Genomic DNA, 15,039 nt, shown 5'->3' on the forward strand with positions numbered 1-15,039 from the left:
GATGTCTTGAATGGATTTGACGGTGTACGAACGGACATGAGTTAGGTAGCCCTTCGCCTTAGGTGCATGTTGCAGTTCATGGACGGCCTTTTCAAAGCCAGGCCGTCCATAAGGTTTTGAGGAGTTCGATGGGCGTCCCCATGGTATCGAACGGCGATACCCTTCCAAAATATGCGGATCGTCGAGGCTTGTGACACCTTCGTCTGATATTTTTACGCTAAGGCTTCCCAGCACAGCGCAGGCTTGTTGCCGTACTTTGTGAAGACATCGCGTTTGCGGATATTCTCCACACGCTCGCGTCTGGTGAGCGGAGGGTTAGTCAAAGAGCCACGTGGCAGATGAGGTCGAAGGGGTCCAACTCTTTACGCACTTCCTCGGCCAATGGTTCCAGGGGTGGCCTTTCTCTTTCCAGTTCTTCGATGATGGCCTCTTTGCGGTCGGTGCTGCTGTTCCATCGCTTGAAAGGCGTCGAGGCTGGCGTAATGATTTCTTGGCAGCGTTTTCTTGGAATAGTCGCGCAGGGGTTTCGGTGACGACTTGCCGTATTCATCCAGGTATTGGATGCGTTCAACGTAATACTCACCTCTTCACCGTAGATGTAGTACTTGTGCAGTTGCTTTTCCGCCGGGCGGGATCGTGATGTCCGGCTTTTCGGGATCCACGATGATGGTTTCTTCCTCGCCGGGTTGTGGCGGGATGGGGTCTTCTTCATCAACTGGTGGGCGACATTCTCCGGCGGGGAGCCATCGGCTCATTCTCGCCCGGTTCGCCAAATTTGGACCGGTTCACCGTCGAAGGTGGGATCAGCGAAATGATTGGTGGCCTGGCGAGAATCGATGAGTGTGAAATAGAACTTTTTGGTGTCCGTATGTACGCGGGTGCCTCGCCCGACGATTTGTTTGAACTCCGTCATGGAGCCGACCTCCAGTCCAGGACAATGAGGCGGCTTGGTCACAGGCATCACTCCTGTGGTAGCCGCGTGAGGTGGTGACAATGACGGGATATTTGGCCTCCGGGTCAATGAAGTTGCCAACTGGTCACCCCCTTCGGGATCATCGCCGGTGATGCGCAATATACCGGATGTTTTGCTGGAAACGGGTCGGCGTTTTTCGTGAAGTCAGGGCTTGCTTGGCGCATGCGGCGGCATGCTCCGTCCCACCTGAAGACGATTGTCTTTTGAAGCGATCGCCGCTTTCCTTCAAGAATTCGGTGATCTTTTTGTAACGCCGCTTGGTACGCTCGTCGATGACCAGTTGCCGGTCGTAATCCTTTGATTATAGATCCGGTCCTCGATTTCATTGCCGTATTTGTCGGTCTCTCCCTTGGTGGGGCAGTAGCCTTCCGTCCACATCAGATGGACTTTGACTACCTTATAAGTGCAGGGAAAGCCCGTCACGGATGCCTTCCCTCAATGAATAGGTGTGGTGGGTTGGCCGAAGTAATGGATATTGGAGACGTATTCGGTTTCGCGCTTCGGCGGCAGTCATTCCACGATCTGTGTGGCGCTGGAAGTAGTCGAGATTTCTCGCCAGGCGGAATCCTCGCCGCGCTGCCGCGATGACATTCGTCGATGACGATGAGATCTAACGAAGAAGTCTGGCGAAAGAGTTCCGGAAGAGTTTTGGGATTCCTCAGGGGCCATTGATGGCCTGATAGAGACCGAGTAGACTACGTGGGACGTGTCGATCCGTCGTGCTTTTGTCTACAGCGGTCGTCAGATCGACAATCCTTCCATCCTCGCGCTCGGCAATGGTCTTGGACCCGAAGTGCTGAGTTTATTATGGTTTTGCCAAAGGGCGGAAGTCGTTAACCATGGTTTGGTCGATCAGAACGTGCGGTCTGCCAGATGAAGGGATGCGTTTCTTGCGCTTGGCTTTCACAAGCGCCAAATGATTTCAAAGAAGAAGGCCGTGTGGGTTTGCCTGTGCCCGTGGCCGCGAGGAGGAGCCGATCCTGGCCTTTGGCGATGGCTTCGATATGGTTTTGTTGATGGCGATACGTTGGTAGTAGCGCGGTTCTTGCCGCTCGCGTCGTCGTAATAGTTCTGGACGATTTTTTTCTGCGCAGGTGCCAGGCCTTTCCACGAAGCGGTATTTCTCCCAGAGTACTTCCGGGTGGGGAGTGTTGAGCGCGATTTCGGATTCTGGTTTTTCGTTTTGTCCCGTTCGGTCATGGAAGAGGAAGGCATCACCGTTTGATGAAAAGACGAATGGGATATCCAGGGTCTCGGCATACTCCAGGGCTTGCTGTATGCCGCCACCGACGGGGTAGGTGTTGTCCTTCGCTCGATCAGTGCAATGGGGATGTTGGGCTTGTAGTAGAGAATGTAGTCGGCGCGTTTGGCTTTCCCACGTGTGACGAGTTTGCCGCGCACGATGATGCGGCCATCCGTGAAGGAGACTTCTTCACGTAGTTGAGAATCGACATCCCACCCGCTTGCTGAAGAGCGGGTGTGATGAACTTGGTGCAGATGTCACGCTCGGAGAGGGTCTTCTTGTCGGGGGAGTTCATTGGTGTTTTGAACGTACTGAAAACCTAGGAAGTACGATTGTTTTACGGCGAAACTTGAGACCGCACCGGTTTCACCAATCTCTTGGCCATGCTACCCAACTCATTGAAAATTGTACAGAAAAATTGTTTAAAAAATTTTGTCGGTGAGTGTTGATGTGTGGGGTTGAGCTGGGCACAGATCCTTCGTCGGAACTCAGGATGACAATGCAGGGGAGAAGGAATGATGAAGAGGAAGATTGGTGCCCGAATACTGGCAACGGTATGGAAGGAACGGAGAGGAATTCCTTCTGATGAAATTCAGAGTGAGATTTTTGCACAGGTTTCTTTTGTGAAATAAAGACCTGCTTTGATTCTACTTTTTTTTCGCGAAATTTCGAGGGGGGATTGTTCTACATACCGACGACTAGAATTGGGGAAATTTCTTTTGAAGTTCTGATGATTTTATGATGGCGCTAGTTTGGACTCGCGAGGTGGCCTTGAGATTTCAAGAGGGAAAGCGGGGTTTCGTCCCCGTACGGCGAGGTCCTTTTGTTTCGGCAAAGAACCAAACTCTATAAGACGCCCGTCTGGCCTTATATGGGAGGAAGGACGCCAACGCACGAAAACGGACCAACTCGCTCTTGCTCAAACTTACGGTCACGCGACATGCGGCGTCCTCCTGGAGCCAGCCGGCGTCGGAACCCTCAGGAGGAGAACTGTTGCGAGACTTTTATACAAGAGGGATGAGCAGGTGGGCTGCGGAGCGAGGTATGGGGACGGGGTTTCGTCCCCGCACGACGAGCCACTTTTGTTTCGGCAAAAGTGGCCAAAACCATGGACGCCCCGTCTGGCTTTATTGGAGGGGAGGGACGCCAACTTTTGAAGAGCGGACCAACTCGCTCTGCTCAAACAAGGTCCGCAACGTATAAGAGCGTCCCTCCCTGGGGCCAGCCGGCAGGCGTCGGAACTAAGGTCCGGCTGGTTTTCTTGCATGGAGTAGAGGTTAAAAGGGGAGGCCGAAGCCTGCTGTGAAATTCATCCCGTCTTCCGAGAATCCGAAATCGGCGCGAAAGATGGCTGCACGCTCCAATGTGAATCGGCCGCCGATCCCGTAGCTCTGGCGCACGCGTTCCTGGAAGAATTTGAATCCGTTCTCTGCGACACTGCCGACTTCGTAGAAGAGCGCCAGCCCAAGGCGCTCGATCCGGAGATATCGCCAGATCGGGAAACCGCGTGGGAGGACCCAGACGCGATATTCTGTGGCCGCAGCCCAGGCCGCATTATCCCGCCAGCGACCGGCGATGTACCCGCGGAGCACCCGGCTGCCGCCGAGGGTGGGCCGCGCGAAAAACGGCAGGTCGCCGGAGCTTAGTTGGCTCTCGAGGTGGAGCGCGATGGTGTCAGTCGGCGGGTGCTCTTCGTCCTCGCCTCCTCCATCGTGAAAGAGTCCTGGAGTGGGAATCAGCTGGTCGCCGAAGAGTTGGTAGATCACACCCCGGTTCCAATCAGTCTGGAGGAGCGCGGCATCGACTCTCCCGCCCAGGACCGTTCCGCGGTAAGGATTGCGCTGGCTGTCACGCGTGTCCCAGCGAATGCCGCCGCCCACCCACCCGAGACCATAGGGATCCGCCTCGGCGAAGAGCCCCGGAAACTCGCTGCTGGTTTGCCCGGCGCCCCCAACGCGGCCCCGGCTGAGCCAGTGGTGTTCCCCTCGCACATCCAGTTCGAGGACGACGTCTTCCAGCGAACCTTTAAGCGACTCCGAGAGACCCAGTTCGAGAAAGGCGACCTGGTCGGTATAGCTGGTCTCCTGACTTTCCTTGGTCGATGGCCCGATCCCGAAGAAACGGCTGGTCAGCGTTTTGCGATATCCCCCGCCCGCGCTGACGAAACTGCGTTCTTCCTGGAGCACGCCACCCGTGGGCACTTCGAGATGCTTGAGCCACCGTCGCCACCGCAACACATAACTCTGTTGGCCCTCGGTCGTGTGGGAGAGAAAGGCCCCAAGGAATTCACGACGACGTTGCGCACGAAAATCGATGTCGGTGATGGCCACGCCCAATCCGGCGCCGACCGCGGAGTTGGCGAAGAAGAAGGGAAGCAAGAAGCTCGAGACCAGGAAGCGTTCGAAGAACCCGCCGGGCTTGAGTCGGCCCTCGGGGATATAGCGCCAGCGTTCGGGTTTGGTGACAAGAGCGGCTTTGTCGATACCGGGAATCCGGCCATTCTGGTCCAGTCCTCGATAGGGGTCGTAGACCACCTCCTTCTCGGCCGCGGCAGAAGCGGGGACGCTGGTTTCGGCTTCCACCGGAAGCGCGACCAGGAGGAGCATCGGCAGGACCCAGGATATGCAGGACGAGACGCAGCGGATTCGACAACCATTCATCATGTTATTTGTCGAAACGTTCGATGGATATTTTTCCCCTATTTCCTTTGCCTGTTGTGTCTTGATCAGGCGTGAATCTGATTCATCCACGACCCCGCGACCATGCTACCCAACCCCTTAAAAAAAAGTACAGAATTATTCTGCATGTATAATTGTCGGTGAGGGGAGCCGGGTTTCGGCCCGGCAGCCGAGCCACTTTTGTTTCGGCAAAAGTGGCCAAAACCATTGACGCCCCGTCTGGCCTCGTGGGAGGGGAGGGACGCCAACATTGTGAAGAGCGGACCAACTCGCCGGGCTCACACAGGGTCCGCTAAATGCTCAGAGCGTCCCTCCCTGGGGCCAGCCGGCAGGCGTCGGAGCAAGGGGCCGTCTGGTGATTTGAGGGGCAGTCCGGTTGACCGACTGGAAGGCGATGGGGAGGATGTGAGGGGAGATGGATTTCGTATGATCCTTGATGGAGGTGCTGTGTGGATTCGATTGGAACCGGGTCTCGGCCCGGCAGCCGAGCCACTTTTGTTTCGGCAAAAGTGGCCAAAACCATGGACGCCCCGTCTGGCCTTATGGGAGGGGGGGAAGCCAATTTTTTGAAGAGCGGACCAACTCGCCGGGCTCGGACCCGGTCCGCGAACTGCGAAGAGAGTCCCTCCCTGGAGCCAGCCGGCAGGCGTCGGAAGATATTTTTTAGGGACTTCCAGGACCGAGGGAGGACTGCAGGAAGGACGGTGAGGGGACGATAGATGTCGGGGTTCGTGACGGCGGCCGAGGTTTTGCCTGATGCGTCTCAAAGAGCGCGACCCTTGTTTGGCTAAAAGACCACAATCCTGGTGAGTGTTCTACTTTTAAGCTGTGTCAGGGGTTGCGGGGGGCCAGATGCCGTCTTTAACTCAACTAGCGATGGGTTTGTTATCGCTCCAAGAGCTGGTGCCAGCCGAAATAGCCACTATGGTTATTCTAACCGTTCATCCGGATTTAACTTGGCGATCAGCAACCGGGCTTCCGGTATTTCGCGGTGGACATCGTCGAGTTGCAGTCCTTCCGCTCCGACGCTTGGGTAGCGTTCCCCGATGTAGAACCCTGACACGCGTTCGCAGACTGGCCGCAAGGGGACTACATCCGGCGCAAATACAGACGCTTCATCGAGTAAACTTTGCAGCGTGTGGACTTTCTTCAGTTTCCACCCATTCCGAAGCAAAAAGGCTTTGAGATACTTCTCCAATGCTTGTTGGAGAAAGAATCCCGCTCCATCCGCATCCCCATCAGCAAGCATAACGTGAATCCGATGCCAGTCCCGACGGGCCACCACCAACCAATCGTCTGCGTAAGAGGAGTCCGATCGATTCACAAATCCACTCCACTTCGAACCATCTCCTCCACGAATTGATCCCCACGGTCCAGGCGGGTGGCCAATTCCTCGGGAGTCAGCACGATCGGCGCAAGGGGCATGCCGTGTCCGAGGTCCCTGACTAAGGCCTGCACCGAACCCATCCGTTCGAAAAACCGTTCTTTGGTTGGCGCGATGACGAGCAGATCAATATCGCTATCTTCTGTCTGCTCGCCGCGTGCTACCGAACCATAGACCAGGACCCGCTCCGCGCCATAACTCCCGCGCAATCGGTCTGCAATGGCCTTGAGTGTTGTGGGGCTCGTGAGCCCCGTCGTGATTCCCATCGTGGGTCTCCTTTCGTCTACTCCTCCATCACTCTGTCTTCGCAGTTTCATACTCTGGGGCCGCACGTATTTGGCATTTCTGACATACGACATGTGTCAAGCCAAATTCCGTGCGCTGGCTACCCTTGTTCATTCGCCAGCATGCCATTAAAGCGAACACCTGGCAAGCGCCTCCTGGTGCTTCATTCTCTTCCCCGACCAATAAGCAAAGTGTTGGCCCAAATCGTGACCGCCTTGTTCCTCTTTTGTTGAATGTTGTGTGGTCTAAGGCGAAATTCCTTACTCCGTTGAAATGACATGGAGCGGTGGTCGAAGACGGATGGCCGATTACCAATGACGGACATGGTGGAACGGAAGCAGATGGAAATCGGATGAGCAATGTCAGGTGGTAATAATCAAAGTTTGATGGAAGCCGGGTCTCGGCCCGGTAGCCGAGCCACTGTTGTTTCGGCAAAAGTGGCCAAAACCATGGACGCCCCGTCTGGCTTTATGGGAGGGGAGGGACGCCAATCTTTTGAAGAGCGGACCAACTCGCTCTGCTCAAACACGGTCCGCGACATGCGAAGAGTGTCCCTCCCTGGGGCCAGCCGGCAGGCGTCGATTGAACTGAAAGGGGCTGAGTAAGTGGGACCTTGGCCTATGTTCTATTGGCCACTGCTGTCGGTTGATAAGAAAACGCGGTGCAAGGGGGAAAGCGGATTGCTTACGCAAGAGGTGAAGGGTGACTGGGGCGCTACTGCTGGGGAATGAGATAGATGTCGAAGCGGTGTTTTTTGGTTTTGATTGAGGCCTGGGGTTTGATTCCGGCGAGATACTCGGCAGAGGCGGGGCGTTTGACGACGACACGGTTTGTGGCAATCGTGAGCGCCACCTTCAGTAATTCATCGGCATCGGGGTCCCGGCCGACGATATCCTGGACTATTCGCATGGCTTTTTTGACTAAGGCTGATTTGTCTTTTACGGGAAACATGGGATCGACATAGATGACCTCGGGTGCAAACGGGATCTGGAGCAGCGCCTGACGGCTATCGCCACAGGTGAGCGTCAGCTTGTCTTTGATGAGCGCGCCGATTTTCTCATCTGCTGCGGCGCGGCGTAAGCCGTCTTCCAGGAGTGTGGCGATCATGGCCGACCGCTCGATCATATGCACGCGGCATCCCATAGTGGCCAGCACAAAGGCATCACGTCCCAATCCGGCGGTGGCATCCACAATCGTGGGGCGTTTGCCTTTTTTGATGCCGACGGCTTTGCTGATGGCCTCACCACCGGCATGGCCATACTTTCTCCGGTACGCGGTTTTCCCGGACACAAAGTCGATGACCACCGGCGTCATGTCCGGTGCATCCTGATCGATCAATTGCCATTGGTGATTGTGGAATTGCAGGCAATACTTCATGTGTTTCTCGACGGGTTGCTTTACCCATGATCTCAGTAGGGAGGATGCGGGGGAAGGGGAGATTCCTGGAGCGTGGGGAAGCGATCCAGCCCGGTTACATGTGGATGTCCGGATTCATACTCTGGTGAATGACTCTGGCGATCACAATCCGCTTCTTTCCCATTTTGTAAAAAATTGAGTGGGGGCCACATTCAAACCGGAAATACTCGGGCAGAATTTCACTGCAATCTCTTCCTAATGTTGGACTGTCGGCTACCTGCAGCAGGCAATCCCTGAGAGAGAGGAAATATTCATCCGCCACGTGTTGCCCGAATTGCTGGATGGAAAACTCATAGGTTCGCTGGAGGTCCTGGTCTGCCTTTTTTGAGAGTTGATACTCACTCATGGTCCACACTTTGTTTTTTCACATCGTTCATAATATCCTCAACCTTCCGGCGGCTCATACCGCTGCGGTCTCCTTCGAGGAGTGCCCGTCGCAACACTTCGATCTTTTCCTGATCCCGCCGGATCAGATGACGAACGTACTCGCTGGCGTTTGCATATTTTCCCGTTGCAATCTGGCCCTGTACCCACTCTTTCATGGGATCGGGCACCGACACATTCATCGTTGCCATAGACTCGCCTCCGTTTTTCATTTTGGCACAGATGGGCAATCCGTTCCAACCAGAGATTGGGCATAGACAGGACACGTGAGGATGCATGCGTGAGGTTCCGTAGGAATGGTGGAGAAAGGGATGGGTGTCCGGACAGGGAGCGGAGAAGCTCCCTGTCCGGTGGCTGTGTTGATGATGGTGACTTATCGTGTACGTGTTTCCGGCGTCCATGCACGAAGCCGGAGGCTGTTGGTGACCACACTGACGGAGCTGAAGGCCATGGCGGCACTGGCCAGAATGGGGCTGAGCATGATGCCCCAGATGGGATAGAGGATGCCGGCCGCAACCGGAATGCCCACGACATTATAGATAAAGGCCCAGAACAAATTTTGCTTCATGATTTTCATCGTCTGCCGGGCCAACTCGATGGCGGACCCGACCGCGCGCAGATCATGGCGCATGAGGGTGATATCGCCCGCTTCGATGGCAATGTCGGACCCCGCTCCCATGGCGATGCCGATATCCGCTTGGGCAAGGGCCGGTGCGTCGTTCATCCCGTCACCCACCATGGCGACGACTTTGCCTTTTTTCTGAAGCCGTCTGATTTCCGCCACCTTTCCTTCGGGCAGGACACCCGCCACCATCCGTGTGATTCCGGCCATTTGTGCCACGGCTTCTGCGGTTTGTTGATGATCTCCCGTGAGCATCGTCACCTGATACCCCCGCCGGTGCAGGCGGTCGACCACCTCGCGGGAAGAGGCTTTCAGCGGATCGGCGATGGCCACTAAGGCTGCCACGGTTCCGTCGATGGCCACATATACCGGGGTCTTCCCTTCCCTGGCGAACCGCTCGACATCCTCCTGGATTGTGCCGGTCTGAATTTTTAATTCAGACATCAGGGCCTGGTTTCCCACGGCGATCTTGTAGCCTTCAACCATGCCCACGGCACCTCGTCCCGTCATCGCTTGAAACGCGTGCACCGGAGACAGCGGGTATTTCCGGGTTGTGGCATGCCGCACGATGGCCTGGCCGAGCGGATGTTCCGAAGAACTTTCCAATGAGGCGACGAGGCGAAGAATCTCTTGTGCGGTGTGTGTGGTGCCGGGGACAGGCAGGATTTCGGTGACGGCCGGTTGTCCTTCGGTGAGCGTGCCGGTTTTGTCCATCACAATAGTCGTGACCTGGCTTGCCCGTTGAAGCGCTTCTCCACCTTTGATGAGTAGGCCCAGTTCGGCTCCTTTGCCGGTGGCCACCATGACGGCCGTGGGCACGGCTAATCCCATTGCACAGGGGCAGGCGATGATGAGCACCGACACGGCGGCGATCAGGGCGCGTATGGCAGGCGCGGTATCCGCCAGGAGAAACCACACCATAAAGGTGGCAATCGCCAGCGAGAGGACCACGGGAACGAAGATCCCGCTGACACGGTCGGCCAGTTTTTGAATGGGTGCGCGGGAGCCCTGGGCCTCGCGCATGAGTTGCACAATGCGCGAGAGCACACTGTCTGTGCCCAAGGTGGTGGCCTGATACTGAAACGCGCCGGTGGTATTCATTGTTCCCCCGATCAGGCGATCACCGGGCTGTTTGTCGACGGGCATGGATTCTCCCGTCAGCATTGATTCGTCGACCGGGCTGGTTCCGGCCAGCACGGTGCCATCCACAGGGATGCGTTCCCCTGGACGGACCAGCACCGTGTCTCCGGTGCGCATGTCTTCGACCGGAATCTCCCGTTCCAGGCCATCCCGGATGATCCGGGCGGTACGGGGTTGGAGCGTCATGAGTTTGCGCAAGGCCGCCGATGTTTGGCGCTTGGCTCTGGATTCAAGCGCATTGCCTGTCAGGATCAACGCGATGATCATGATGACGGCCTCGTAATAGAGTTCCGGCGCCATGCCCCGGCTGAGAAAGATCTCCGGCGCGAGGGTGGCCACGAGGGAGAAGAGAAAGGCTGCGCCGGTGCCGACCGCCACCAGGGTATTCATGTCGGCGGAATGGTGGCGGAAGGCGGCCCAGGCCCGCGTATAAAAATGTCTTCCTGCCCAGGTCATCACGAAGACGGTCATGGCGAGCAGGGTGAAGGCCAGGGTGGTTGGATTTATGGCATAGAGGCCGGGGACGAATGCTGTGAGGACGGGTGTCATCCATCCCATGATCCAGTGCATGAACGGATCGGTCATCCCACCGTGAGGGTGGGTGGGGGCGGCACTCATGAGCGGCATGGAGAGCACCATGGCGACCATCCCGAGTATGCCGCTGACCGTCGCCTTGTTGCGAAATGAGCGAAATTCCTCCGCCTGCGTGTGTTCCTGTTGCGCCTGCTCATCCTGGTCCGCGCGATCCGACGATTTGATCTCCGCTTCATATCCGGTTTGTGTAATGGCCAGTCTGACCGCATCCGATGTCGTAGTGACCGGATCATAGGCCACCTCCGCGGATTTCAACATCAGATTGACTGAGGCCTGAATGACGCCGGGTGCCTTGTCCAGCGCGCGTTGCACGCGGATTTGGCAGGCGGCGCAGGTCATCCCGCCGACCGAAAGACTCACCCGTCGGGTAGGGACCGTGTCTGGGGATTTGTCCCGTTTCCTCACGGTGGGATGTGATCGTATGCTCTCTGGTTTGGCGATGACGGTGTTCATGTCTGTTTTCCTATTCTGTAAGCTCGATGCTGATGGGTAAGATTTTTAGTATTAATTTTCAGGCATGTAAAAAGTCTGCACGTCCTTGCGTGGCCTCTCGCCCCGGTGTCATCCTGAGTGAAGCGAAGGATCTAGCTCAGCCTAGATATCTGCACCGGGCCCCAGATCCTTCGCCAGGGCTCAGGATGACAAGGAAGCTAGGACGTTACGGTTTCATTGATCGTTCATCGTGGGGCTGATGTCCTGAGTTCCGCCTTCCTCTGTACCCGCTTGACTGCAACAGCCTGAGCCATGAAGAAGTACCAATTGACCCAGGCAATTGCCGTCAGCCCACCGATGATGACGATCCATTCGATGGTATTCATAAGGCCTCCATGCTGGGCCGGGCTTTGTAGCCTTCCTCCTCGATCGCCTGAATAATTTGGTCGGGTGTGATGGTCTGCGGATAAAAGCCAAGGGTGGCTTCCCCAATTTTCACCTGATCCACCTTCACGCCCTTCAACTTGGAAAGGATGTTGGTGATACCTTGCACACAATGCCCGCAGCTCATGCCTTCAATGGTGAGTGTGAGATCTTCCATGGGAACCTCCGTCTGTTGAAATTGGTTTGTGTGTGGTGCATGTCCTGTTCGGTGTCCGACATGCCCGTTTGCTTATATAGACGGAGCCCGATCCCGATTCTTACAGGGGGTGGAGTGTTGAAAAAGCCTGCCCTGAGTCTGGCCGAAGGGGCCGCCAGCGGCGTTCTCGCCCCTTGGCCGTGCTCACGTACTCTTTCGTACGCTCCGCCCGTCCAAGTGGCTGCGGCCTTTCCTTCGAGAAGCCTCAGGACAGGACCGGACGGACCTTTTTGAACACTCCTTATGTGTTTGGTACGGGTCTTCGTTACACAACGGCAGGGCAATGTTCTCGAGCGAAGGGATGAATGTGGGGAGTGGGAGATGTGGGGAGAAGGGGGTGTTGGGGCTTATTCGCAGGTGCAATTCAAGCACCCATGCTTACTGCAAATCCCGCAGGAATCTTCCAGGGACTTGCGCAAGGCCTGGCGCGCTCGATGCAAACGGACCGTGAGGTTATTGGTGGTGATGTGTAAATCCCCGGCGACGGATTGCAGCGATTCTCCGGACAAATCGATCCGGCGAATGATGTCGGCATATTCGGGTTTGAGGGTCAACACGAGGCGATCCAGGCAGGCACAAATCGTGGGTTGTAGTTCATCAAGCGAAGGGACCTGATGGGTGCCCAGTGTCTCGGTCTCAACAAGAAAGGCTTGAAACCGCTTGTTGTCCGTTTCTTTGCTTCGATAATAATCAATCAACGCATGGCGAAGGATTTGATAGAACCAGGGGACGATCCGGTCCATTTTTTTGATGGAATGGAAATGGGCCAGGGCTTTCATGAAGCATTGTTGCAGGAGGTCTTCGGCAAAGGCGGGATTACCCAGACGGCGGGTCAGGAAGGCGTGGAAAGCCTGGCGATGATCGGTTAACTGCTTCATCACCTCATCTAAGAGGGGAGGGTGTTGGGCCTTCTTCGCCATTTCAGATGTGCTTTCGGTTTTCATGTGCTGCTCAAGGTTGTCGTCAACACGTTCAGGAGGGCGAGACGATAGCATGCCCGGCCGGCATTCGGGAAGATCGAATACGTGTCACGAAAGAGTCGACCTGGAACAATAGGTTCCCGGCTACACCCGGCGTGCATGATGACTCGAAAGGGAAACTGAATGGAAAAGGATGGCCGGTCATCCAACAGGGTGTGCGGGGATGATCGTGCAATGATGAGGGGTTTTATCCGGGCCACATATGCATGATGGATACGGATGACGAACTCCCCAGGCGGGACGCTCCGGCATTGACCAATGCCACGGCAGTGATCAGGTCGCGGATGCCCCCCGCCGCCTTGATGCCCACCCGTGTCCCGACAATACTTCGCAGAAACCCCACCTCTTCAATGGTGACGTGGTGACCGGCAAATCCTGTCGACGTTTTCACGTAGTCGGCTCCGGCCTTCTCCACGAGTTGGCAGCCTATTTGTTGTTCTTCTTTATTTAAGAGCGATATTTCGAGAATGACCTTGACCAGAATTTTTGATCGGGAGGCACGACGCGCGACGTTCATGACGCTCTGGATATCGTCCAGGACAGCTCCATGGTTGCCCGCTCGAAGCAAGCCAATCTGGATGACCATATCCAATTCATGCGCTCCGGCTTCAATGGCCAGTTTGGCCTCGTAGGCTTTCACGTCCGGAAGGGTGTTGCCGTGGGGAAAGCCGATAACCGTGGAAATCCGGACGGGAGATCCCTCCAGACAACGCGTGGCAAATGGAACCCAGAGCGGGGCGACGCAGACTGCCCCGAAGCCGAACGTCACCGCCTCTTCGCAGAGCTGTCGGATCCGGTCTTTGGTGGTGTCCGGTGTTAACGCGGTATGGTCAATAATTTTTGTGAATTCGTCGCGGGTCATCCTGCAGGCTCCGATGAGAGTTGCGAGAGGTTGCGGTGTCCCCTCCGAGAATTCGTACGACCTGACCGCGTCGTGGGTACCCGGATCAGAGAAGAAAGATGCATTGACAGGGCACGGATTACAATGTCTTGCGAATGTTGTCGTAGCCTTTCTTCAGTTCGTCCAGCACCAGTCCAAGCCCGGATGAAACGGATTCGCTTGTGTGACTGGCTTCCTTTCGGACCGCTTCCATCTTGGTCTTGACGTCTTCCCACCGTGTTTCCAGTTTCGCCCATTCATCACGCGCATCCGCTTTGGCCAGGTGTAGTTTGACCTGAAGCTCTTCACGCTGGCGTTTCAGATCATCGGCAATTTTTTGAAGCTGTTCTAATGAATGGCCCATGAATGCCTCCTTTCCTTAAGACCCTGCAGCAGTGGTTGATCAATCTTGTCCTAGATTAACAGGAAACCGGACCGGGAGTGTACTCCGCCACAAAGGTGAATCCATTTACCGGTCAATCGGCGATTCCTGTGGTGCGCAGGGAGGCAGGAATCGTGTCGATTCCCGGGAGTAGGCAGGGGAGCGTGGCACCTGGTCCTGTGCAGTGAGCGGTTACCACACTCAAAAATTTTCTGTGCGCTTATCGGGATCGAATATTTTTCAATTTTCCCTGAGCGAAACAGAATGTGCCAAAAGGCGCGTCCAGGGGTGTCCTAAGGCACCTTGAAGGAAAAGCCGCAGCCGCTGAGACGGGCGGGGCGTAGAGAGAGCGTAGAGAGAGCGTAGAGAAAGGTCTGTGAGCACTGCCGGCGGCACCTTTAGCTCAGGGCATACTTTTTCAACGCCCCGCCGGTTAAAAAGGATCTTTTTGTGCCTTTGCGTCCTCCGTCTTTACTTCGTAGGGGACGATATCGCAGGTGCAGCCTTTGACCTTCCGGTCGATATACATGGTCCAATGTCCGTCCCGGTTCACATCATGCCAGTAGAATAACGGCCATTCTTTGGTTTCGACCACCGAATTCCAATGTTCATTATATTCCGAGATGAGGATTTGACGGGCGGTTTTGTAATCGACGATGCCGTCCTTGCGGAGGGAATATTCTCGAATGTAGAGGCCGGTGACAATATTGATATCTTCGTCGACCAGGTACCCCTCATCCGGTTCGGGTGGCGGGATTTCCGCTGTGACGATTTCTCCTCCCATGAGAATAAGGGCTAAAACAATGGCGAGTGCGAAAATGGGGATGGTCGTTCGCATGACATCCTCCTTGGCTTGAGGCCCCGAGCCCGACTCCACCTGGTTGTGAGTGGACGTCCTCTCTCTGCCTTAGAGCAACTGATATGCCAGAGCTGATATGGACGGTTGGCGGGGATTCAGGCGAGGACAACCTGTTGAGTCGTAAGGAATTCGAATGGTGGTGAGACC

Annotated in this window: 17 protein-coding genes; 1 reads left to right on the top strand and 16 read right to left on the bottom strand. The window is 55.9% G+C overall.

What is annotated here, in order from left to right; genetic code table 11:
- Nucleotides 1–319: 319 nt before the first annotated feature.
- From H6750_06645 to H6750_06670, 6 genes are all read right to left on the bottom strand, one after another.
- A complete protein-coding gene (locus tag H6750_06645; protein ID MCB9773990.1) occupies nucleotides 320–712 on the bottom strand; it encodes a hypothetical protein in 393 nt (130 codons plus the stop codon).
- 39 nt (nucleotides 713–751) lie between these two features.
- Nucleotides 752–913, bottom strand: coding sequence for a hypothetical protein (locus H6750_06650; protein ID MCB9773991.1), 162 nt, complete (start codon nucleotides 911–913; stop codon nucleotides 752–754).
- 963 nt (nucleotides 914–1,876) lie between these two features.
- Nucleotides 1,877–2,374, bottom strand: a complete 498-nt coding sequence (locus tag H6750_06655) for a hypothetical protein (GenBank protein MCB9773992.1) — start codon at nucleotides 2,372–2,374, stop codon at nucleotides 1,877–1,879.
- A gap of 1,119 nt (nucleotides 2,375–3,493) precedes the next feature.
- Nucleotides 3,494–4,966, bottom strand: coding sequence for a BamA/TamA family outer membrane protein (locus H6750_06660; GenBank protein MCB9773993.1), 1,473 nt, complete (start codon nucleotides 4,964–4,966; stop codon nucleotides 3,494–3,496).
- A gap of 856 nt (nucleotides 4,967–5,822) precedes the next feature.
- Entirely contained in the window at nucleotides 5,823–6,218 is a 396-nt protein-coding gene (locus H6750_06665; protein ID MCB9773994.1) for a HEPN domain-containing protein, read from the bottom strand.
- Nucleotides 6,215–6,544, bottom strand: coding sequence for a nucleotidyltransferase domain-containing protein (locus H6750_06670; protein ID MCB9773995.1), 330 nt, complete (start codon nucleotides 6,542–6,544; stop codon nucleotides 6,215–6,217). The genes H6750_06665 and H6750_06670 overlap by 4 nt, the downstream gene beginning before the upstream one ends.
- 378 nt (nucleotides 6,545–6,922) lie before the next feature.
- On the opposite strand from H6750_06670, the gene H6750_06675 reads away from it, so the two are divergent.
- Nucleotides 6,923–7,168 (top strand): hypothetical protein, encoded by a 246-nt coding sequence (locus H6750_06675; protein ID MCB9773996.1) that lies wholly within the window; start codon nucleotides 6,923–6,925, stop codon nucleotides 7,166–7,168.
- 109 nt (nucleotides 7,169–7,277) lie between these two features.
- Here the strand turns inward: H6750_06675 and H6750_06680 are convergent, their stop codons facing one another.
- From H6750_06680 to H6750_06725, 10 genes are all read right to left on the bottom strand, one after another.
- Nucleotides 7,278–7,940 carry a class I SAM-dependent methyltransferase gene (locus H6750_06680; GenBank protein ID MCB9773997.1) on the bottom strand — a complete coding sequence of 221 codons (663 nt, stop codon included), beginning with the start codon at nucleotides 7,938–7,940 and terminating at the stop codon, nucleotides 7,278–7,280.
- Between the two features lie 94 nt (nucleotides 7,941–8,034).
- Nucleotides 8,035–8,325 (bottom strand): type II toxin-antitoxin system RelE/ParE family toxin, encoded by a 291-nt coding sequence (locus H6750_06685; GenBank protein MCB9773998.1) that lies wholly within the window; start codon nucleotides 8,323–8,325, stop codon nucleotides 8,035–8,037.
- Nucleotides 8,318–8,554, bottom strand: a complete 237-nt coding sequence (locus tag H6750_06690; protein MCB9773999.1) for a type II toxin-antitoxin system ParD family antitoxin — start codon at nucleotides 8,552–8,554, stop codon at nucleotides 8,318–8,320. Before H6750_06690 ends, H6750_06685 begins: the two co-directional genes overlap by 8 nt.
- 182 nt (nucleotides 8,555–8,736) lie before the next feature.
- Nucleotides 8,737–11,058: a copper-translocating P-type ATPase gene (locus H6750_06695; GenBank protein ID MCB9774000.1), complete on the bottom strand. Its 2,322-nt coding sequence runs from the start codon at nucleotides 11,056–11,058 to the stop codon at nucleotides 8,737–8,739.
- Between the two features lie 338 nt (nucleotides 11,059–11,396).
- Nucleotides 11,397–11,537 (bottom strand): hypothetical protein, encoded by a 141-nt coding sequence (locus H6750_06700; protein ID MCB9774001.1) that lies wholly within the window; start codon nucleotides 11,535–11,537, stop codon nucleotides 11,397–11,399.
- On the bottom strand, nucleotides 11,534–11,752 hold the full coding sequence (locus H6750_06705) for a heavy-metal-associated domain-containing protein (protein ID MCB9774002.1): 219 nt from the start codon (nucleotides 11,750–11,752) through the stop codon (nucleotides 11,534–11,536). The genes H6750_06700 and H6750_06705 overlap by 4 nt, the downstream gene beginning before the upstream one ends.
- Before the next feature lie 386 nt (nucleotides 11,753–12,138).
- Nucleotides 12,139–12,735 (bottom strand): sigma-70 family RNA polymerase sigma factor, encoded by a 597-nt coding sequence (locus tag H6750_06710; GenBank protein ID MCB9774003.1) that lies wholly within the window; start codon nucleotides 12,733–12,735, stop codon nucleotides 12,139–12,141.
- A gap of 223 nt (nucleotides 12,736–12,958) precedes the next feature.
- A complete protein-coding gene (gene deoC, locus H6750_06715) occupies nucleotides 12,959–13,633 on the bottom strand; it encodes a deoxyribose-phosphate aldolase (GenBank protein ID MCB9774004.1) in 675 nt (224 codons plus the stop codon).
- A gap of 118 nt (nucleotides 13,634–13,751) precedes the next feature.
- Nucleotides 13,752–14,015 (bottom strand): hypothetical protein, encoded by a 264-nt coding sequence (locus H6750_06720; protein ID MCB9774005.1) that lies wholly within the window; start codon nucleotides 14,013–14,015, stop codon nucleotides 13,752–13,754.
- A gap of 451 nt (nucleotides 14,016–14,466) precedes the next feature.
- Nucleotides 14,467–14,871 (bottom strand): hypothetical protein, encoded by a 405-nt coding sequence (locus H6750_06725; GenBank protein ID MCB9774006.1) that lies wholly within the window; start codon nucleotides 14,869–14,871, stop codon nucleotides 14,467–14,469.
- Nucleotides 14,872–15,039: the final 168 nt, after the last annotated feature.

Source organism: Nitrospiraceae bacterium, from assembly GCA_020632595.1.
GTDB lineage: Bacteria > Nitrospirota > Nitrospiria > Nitrospirales > UBA8639 > Nitrospira_E.

Bases quoted from the DNA above. Each gene is read 5' to 3' on its own strand.
- H6750_06645 (MCB9773990.1), bottom strand. From the start codon at position 712: ATGAAGAAGACCCCATCCCGCCACAACCCGGCGAGGAAGAAACCATCA.
- H6750_06650 (MCB9773991.1), bottom strand. From the start codon at position 913: ATGACGGAGTTCAAACAAATCGTCGGGCGAGGCACCCGCGTACATACG.
- H6750_06670 (MCB9773995.1), bottom strand. From the start codon at position 6,544: ATGGGAATCACGACGGGGCTCACGAGCCCCACAACACTCAAGGCCATT.
- H6750_06675 (MCB9773996.1), top strand. From the start codon at position 6,923: ATGTCAGGTGGTAATAATCAAAGTTTGATGGAAGCCGGGTCTCGGCCC.
- H6750_06680 (MCB9773997.1), bottom strand. From the start codon at position 7,940: ATGAAGTATTGCCTGCAATTCCACAATCACCAATGGCAATTGATCGAT.
- H6750_06685 (MCB9773998.1), bottom strand. From the start codon at position 8,325: ATGAGTGAGTATCAACTCTCAAAAAAGGCAGACCAGGACCTCCAGCGA.
- H6750_06690 (MCB9773999.1), bottom strand. From the start codon at position 8,554: ATGGCAACGATGAATGTGTCGGTGCCCGATCCCATGAAAGAGTGGGTA.
- H6750_06695 (MCB9774000.1), bottom strand. From the start codon at position 11,058: ATGACCTGCGCCGCCTGCCAAATCCGCGTGCAACGCGCGCTGGACAAG.
- H6750_06700 (MCB9774001.1), bottom strand. From the start codon at position 11,537: ATGAATACCATCGAATGGATCGTCATCATCGGTGGGCTGACGGCAATT.
- H6750_06705 (MCB9774002.1), bottom strand. From the start codon at position 11,752: ATGGAAGATCTCACACTCACCATTGAAGGCATGAGCTGCGGGCATTGT.
- H6750_06710 (MCB9774003.1), bottom strand. From the start codon at position 12,735: ATGAAAACCGAAAGCACATCTGAAATGGCGAAGAAGGCCCAACACCCT.
- deoC (MCB9774004.1), bottom strand. From the start codon at position 13,633: ATGACCCGCGACGAATTCACAAAAATTATTGACCATACCGCGTTAACA.
- H6750_06720 (MCB9774005.1), bottom strand. From the start codon at position 14,015: ATGGGCCATTCATTAGAACAGCTTCAAAAAATTGCCGATGATCTGAAA.
- H6750_06725 (MCB9774006.1), bottom strand. From the start codon at position 14,871: ATGCGAACGACCATCCCCATTTTCGCACTCGCCATTGTTTTAGCCCTT.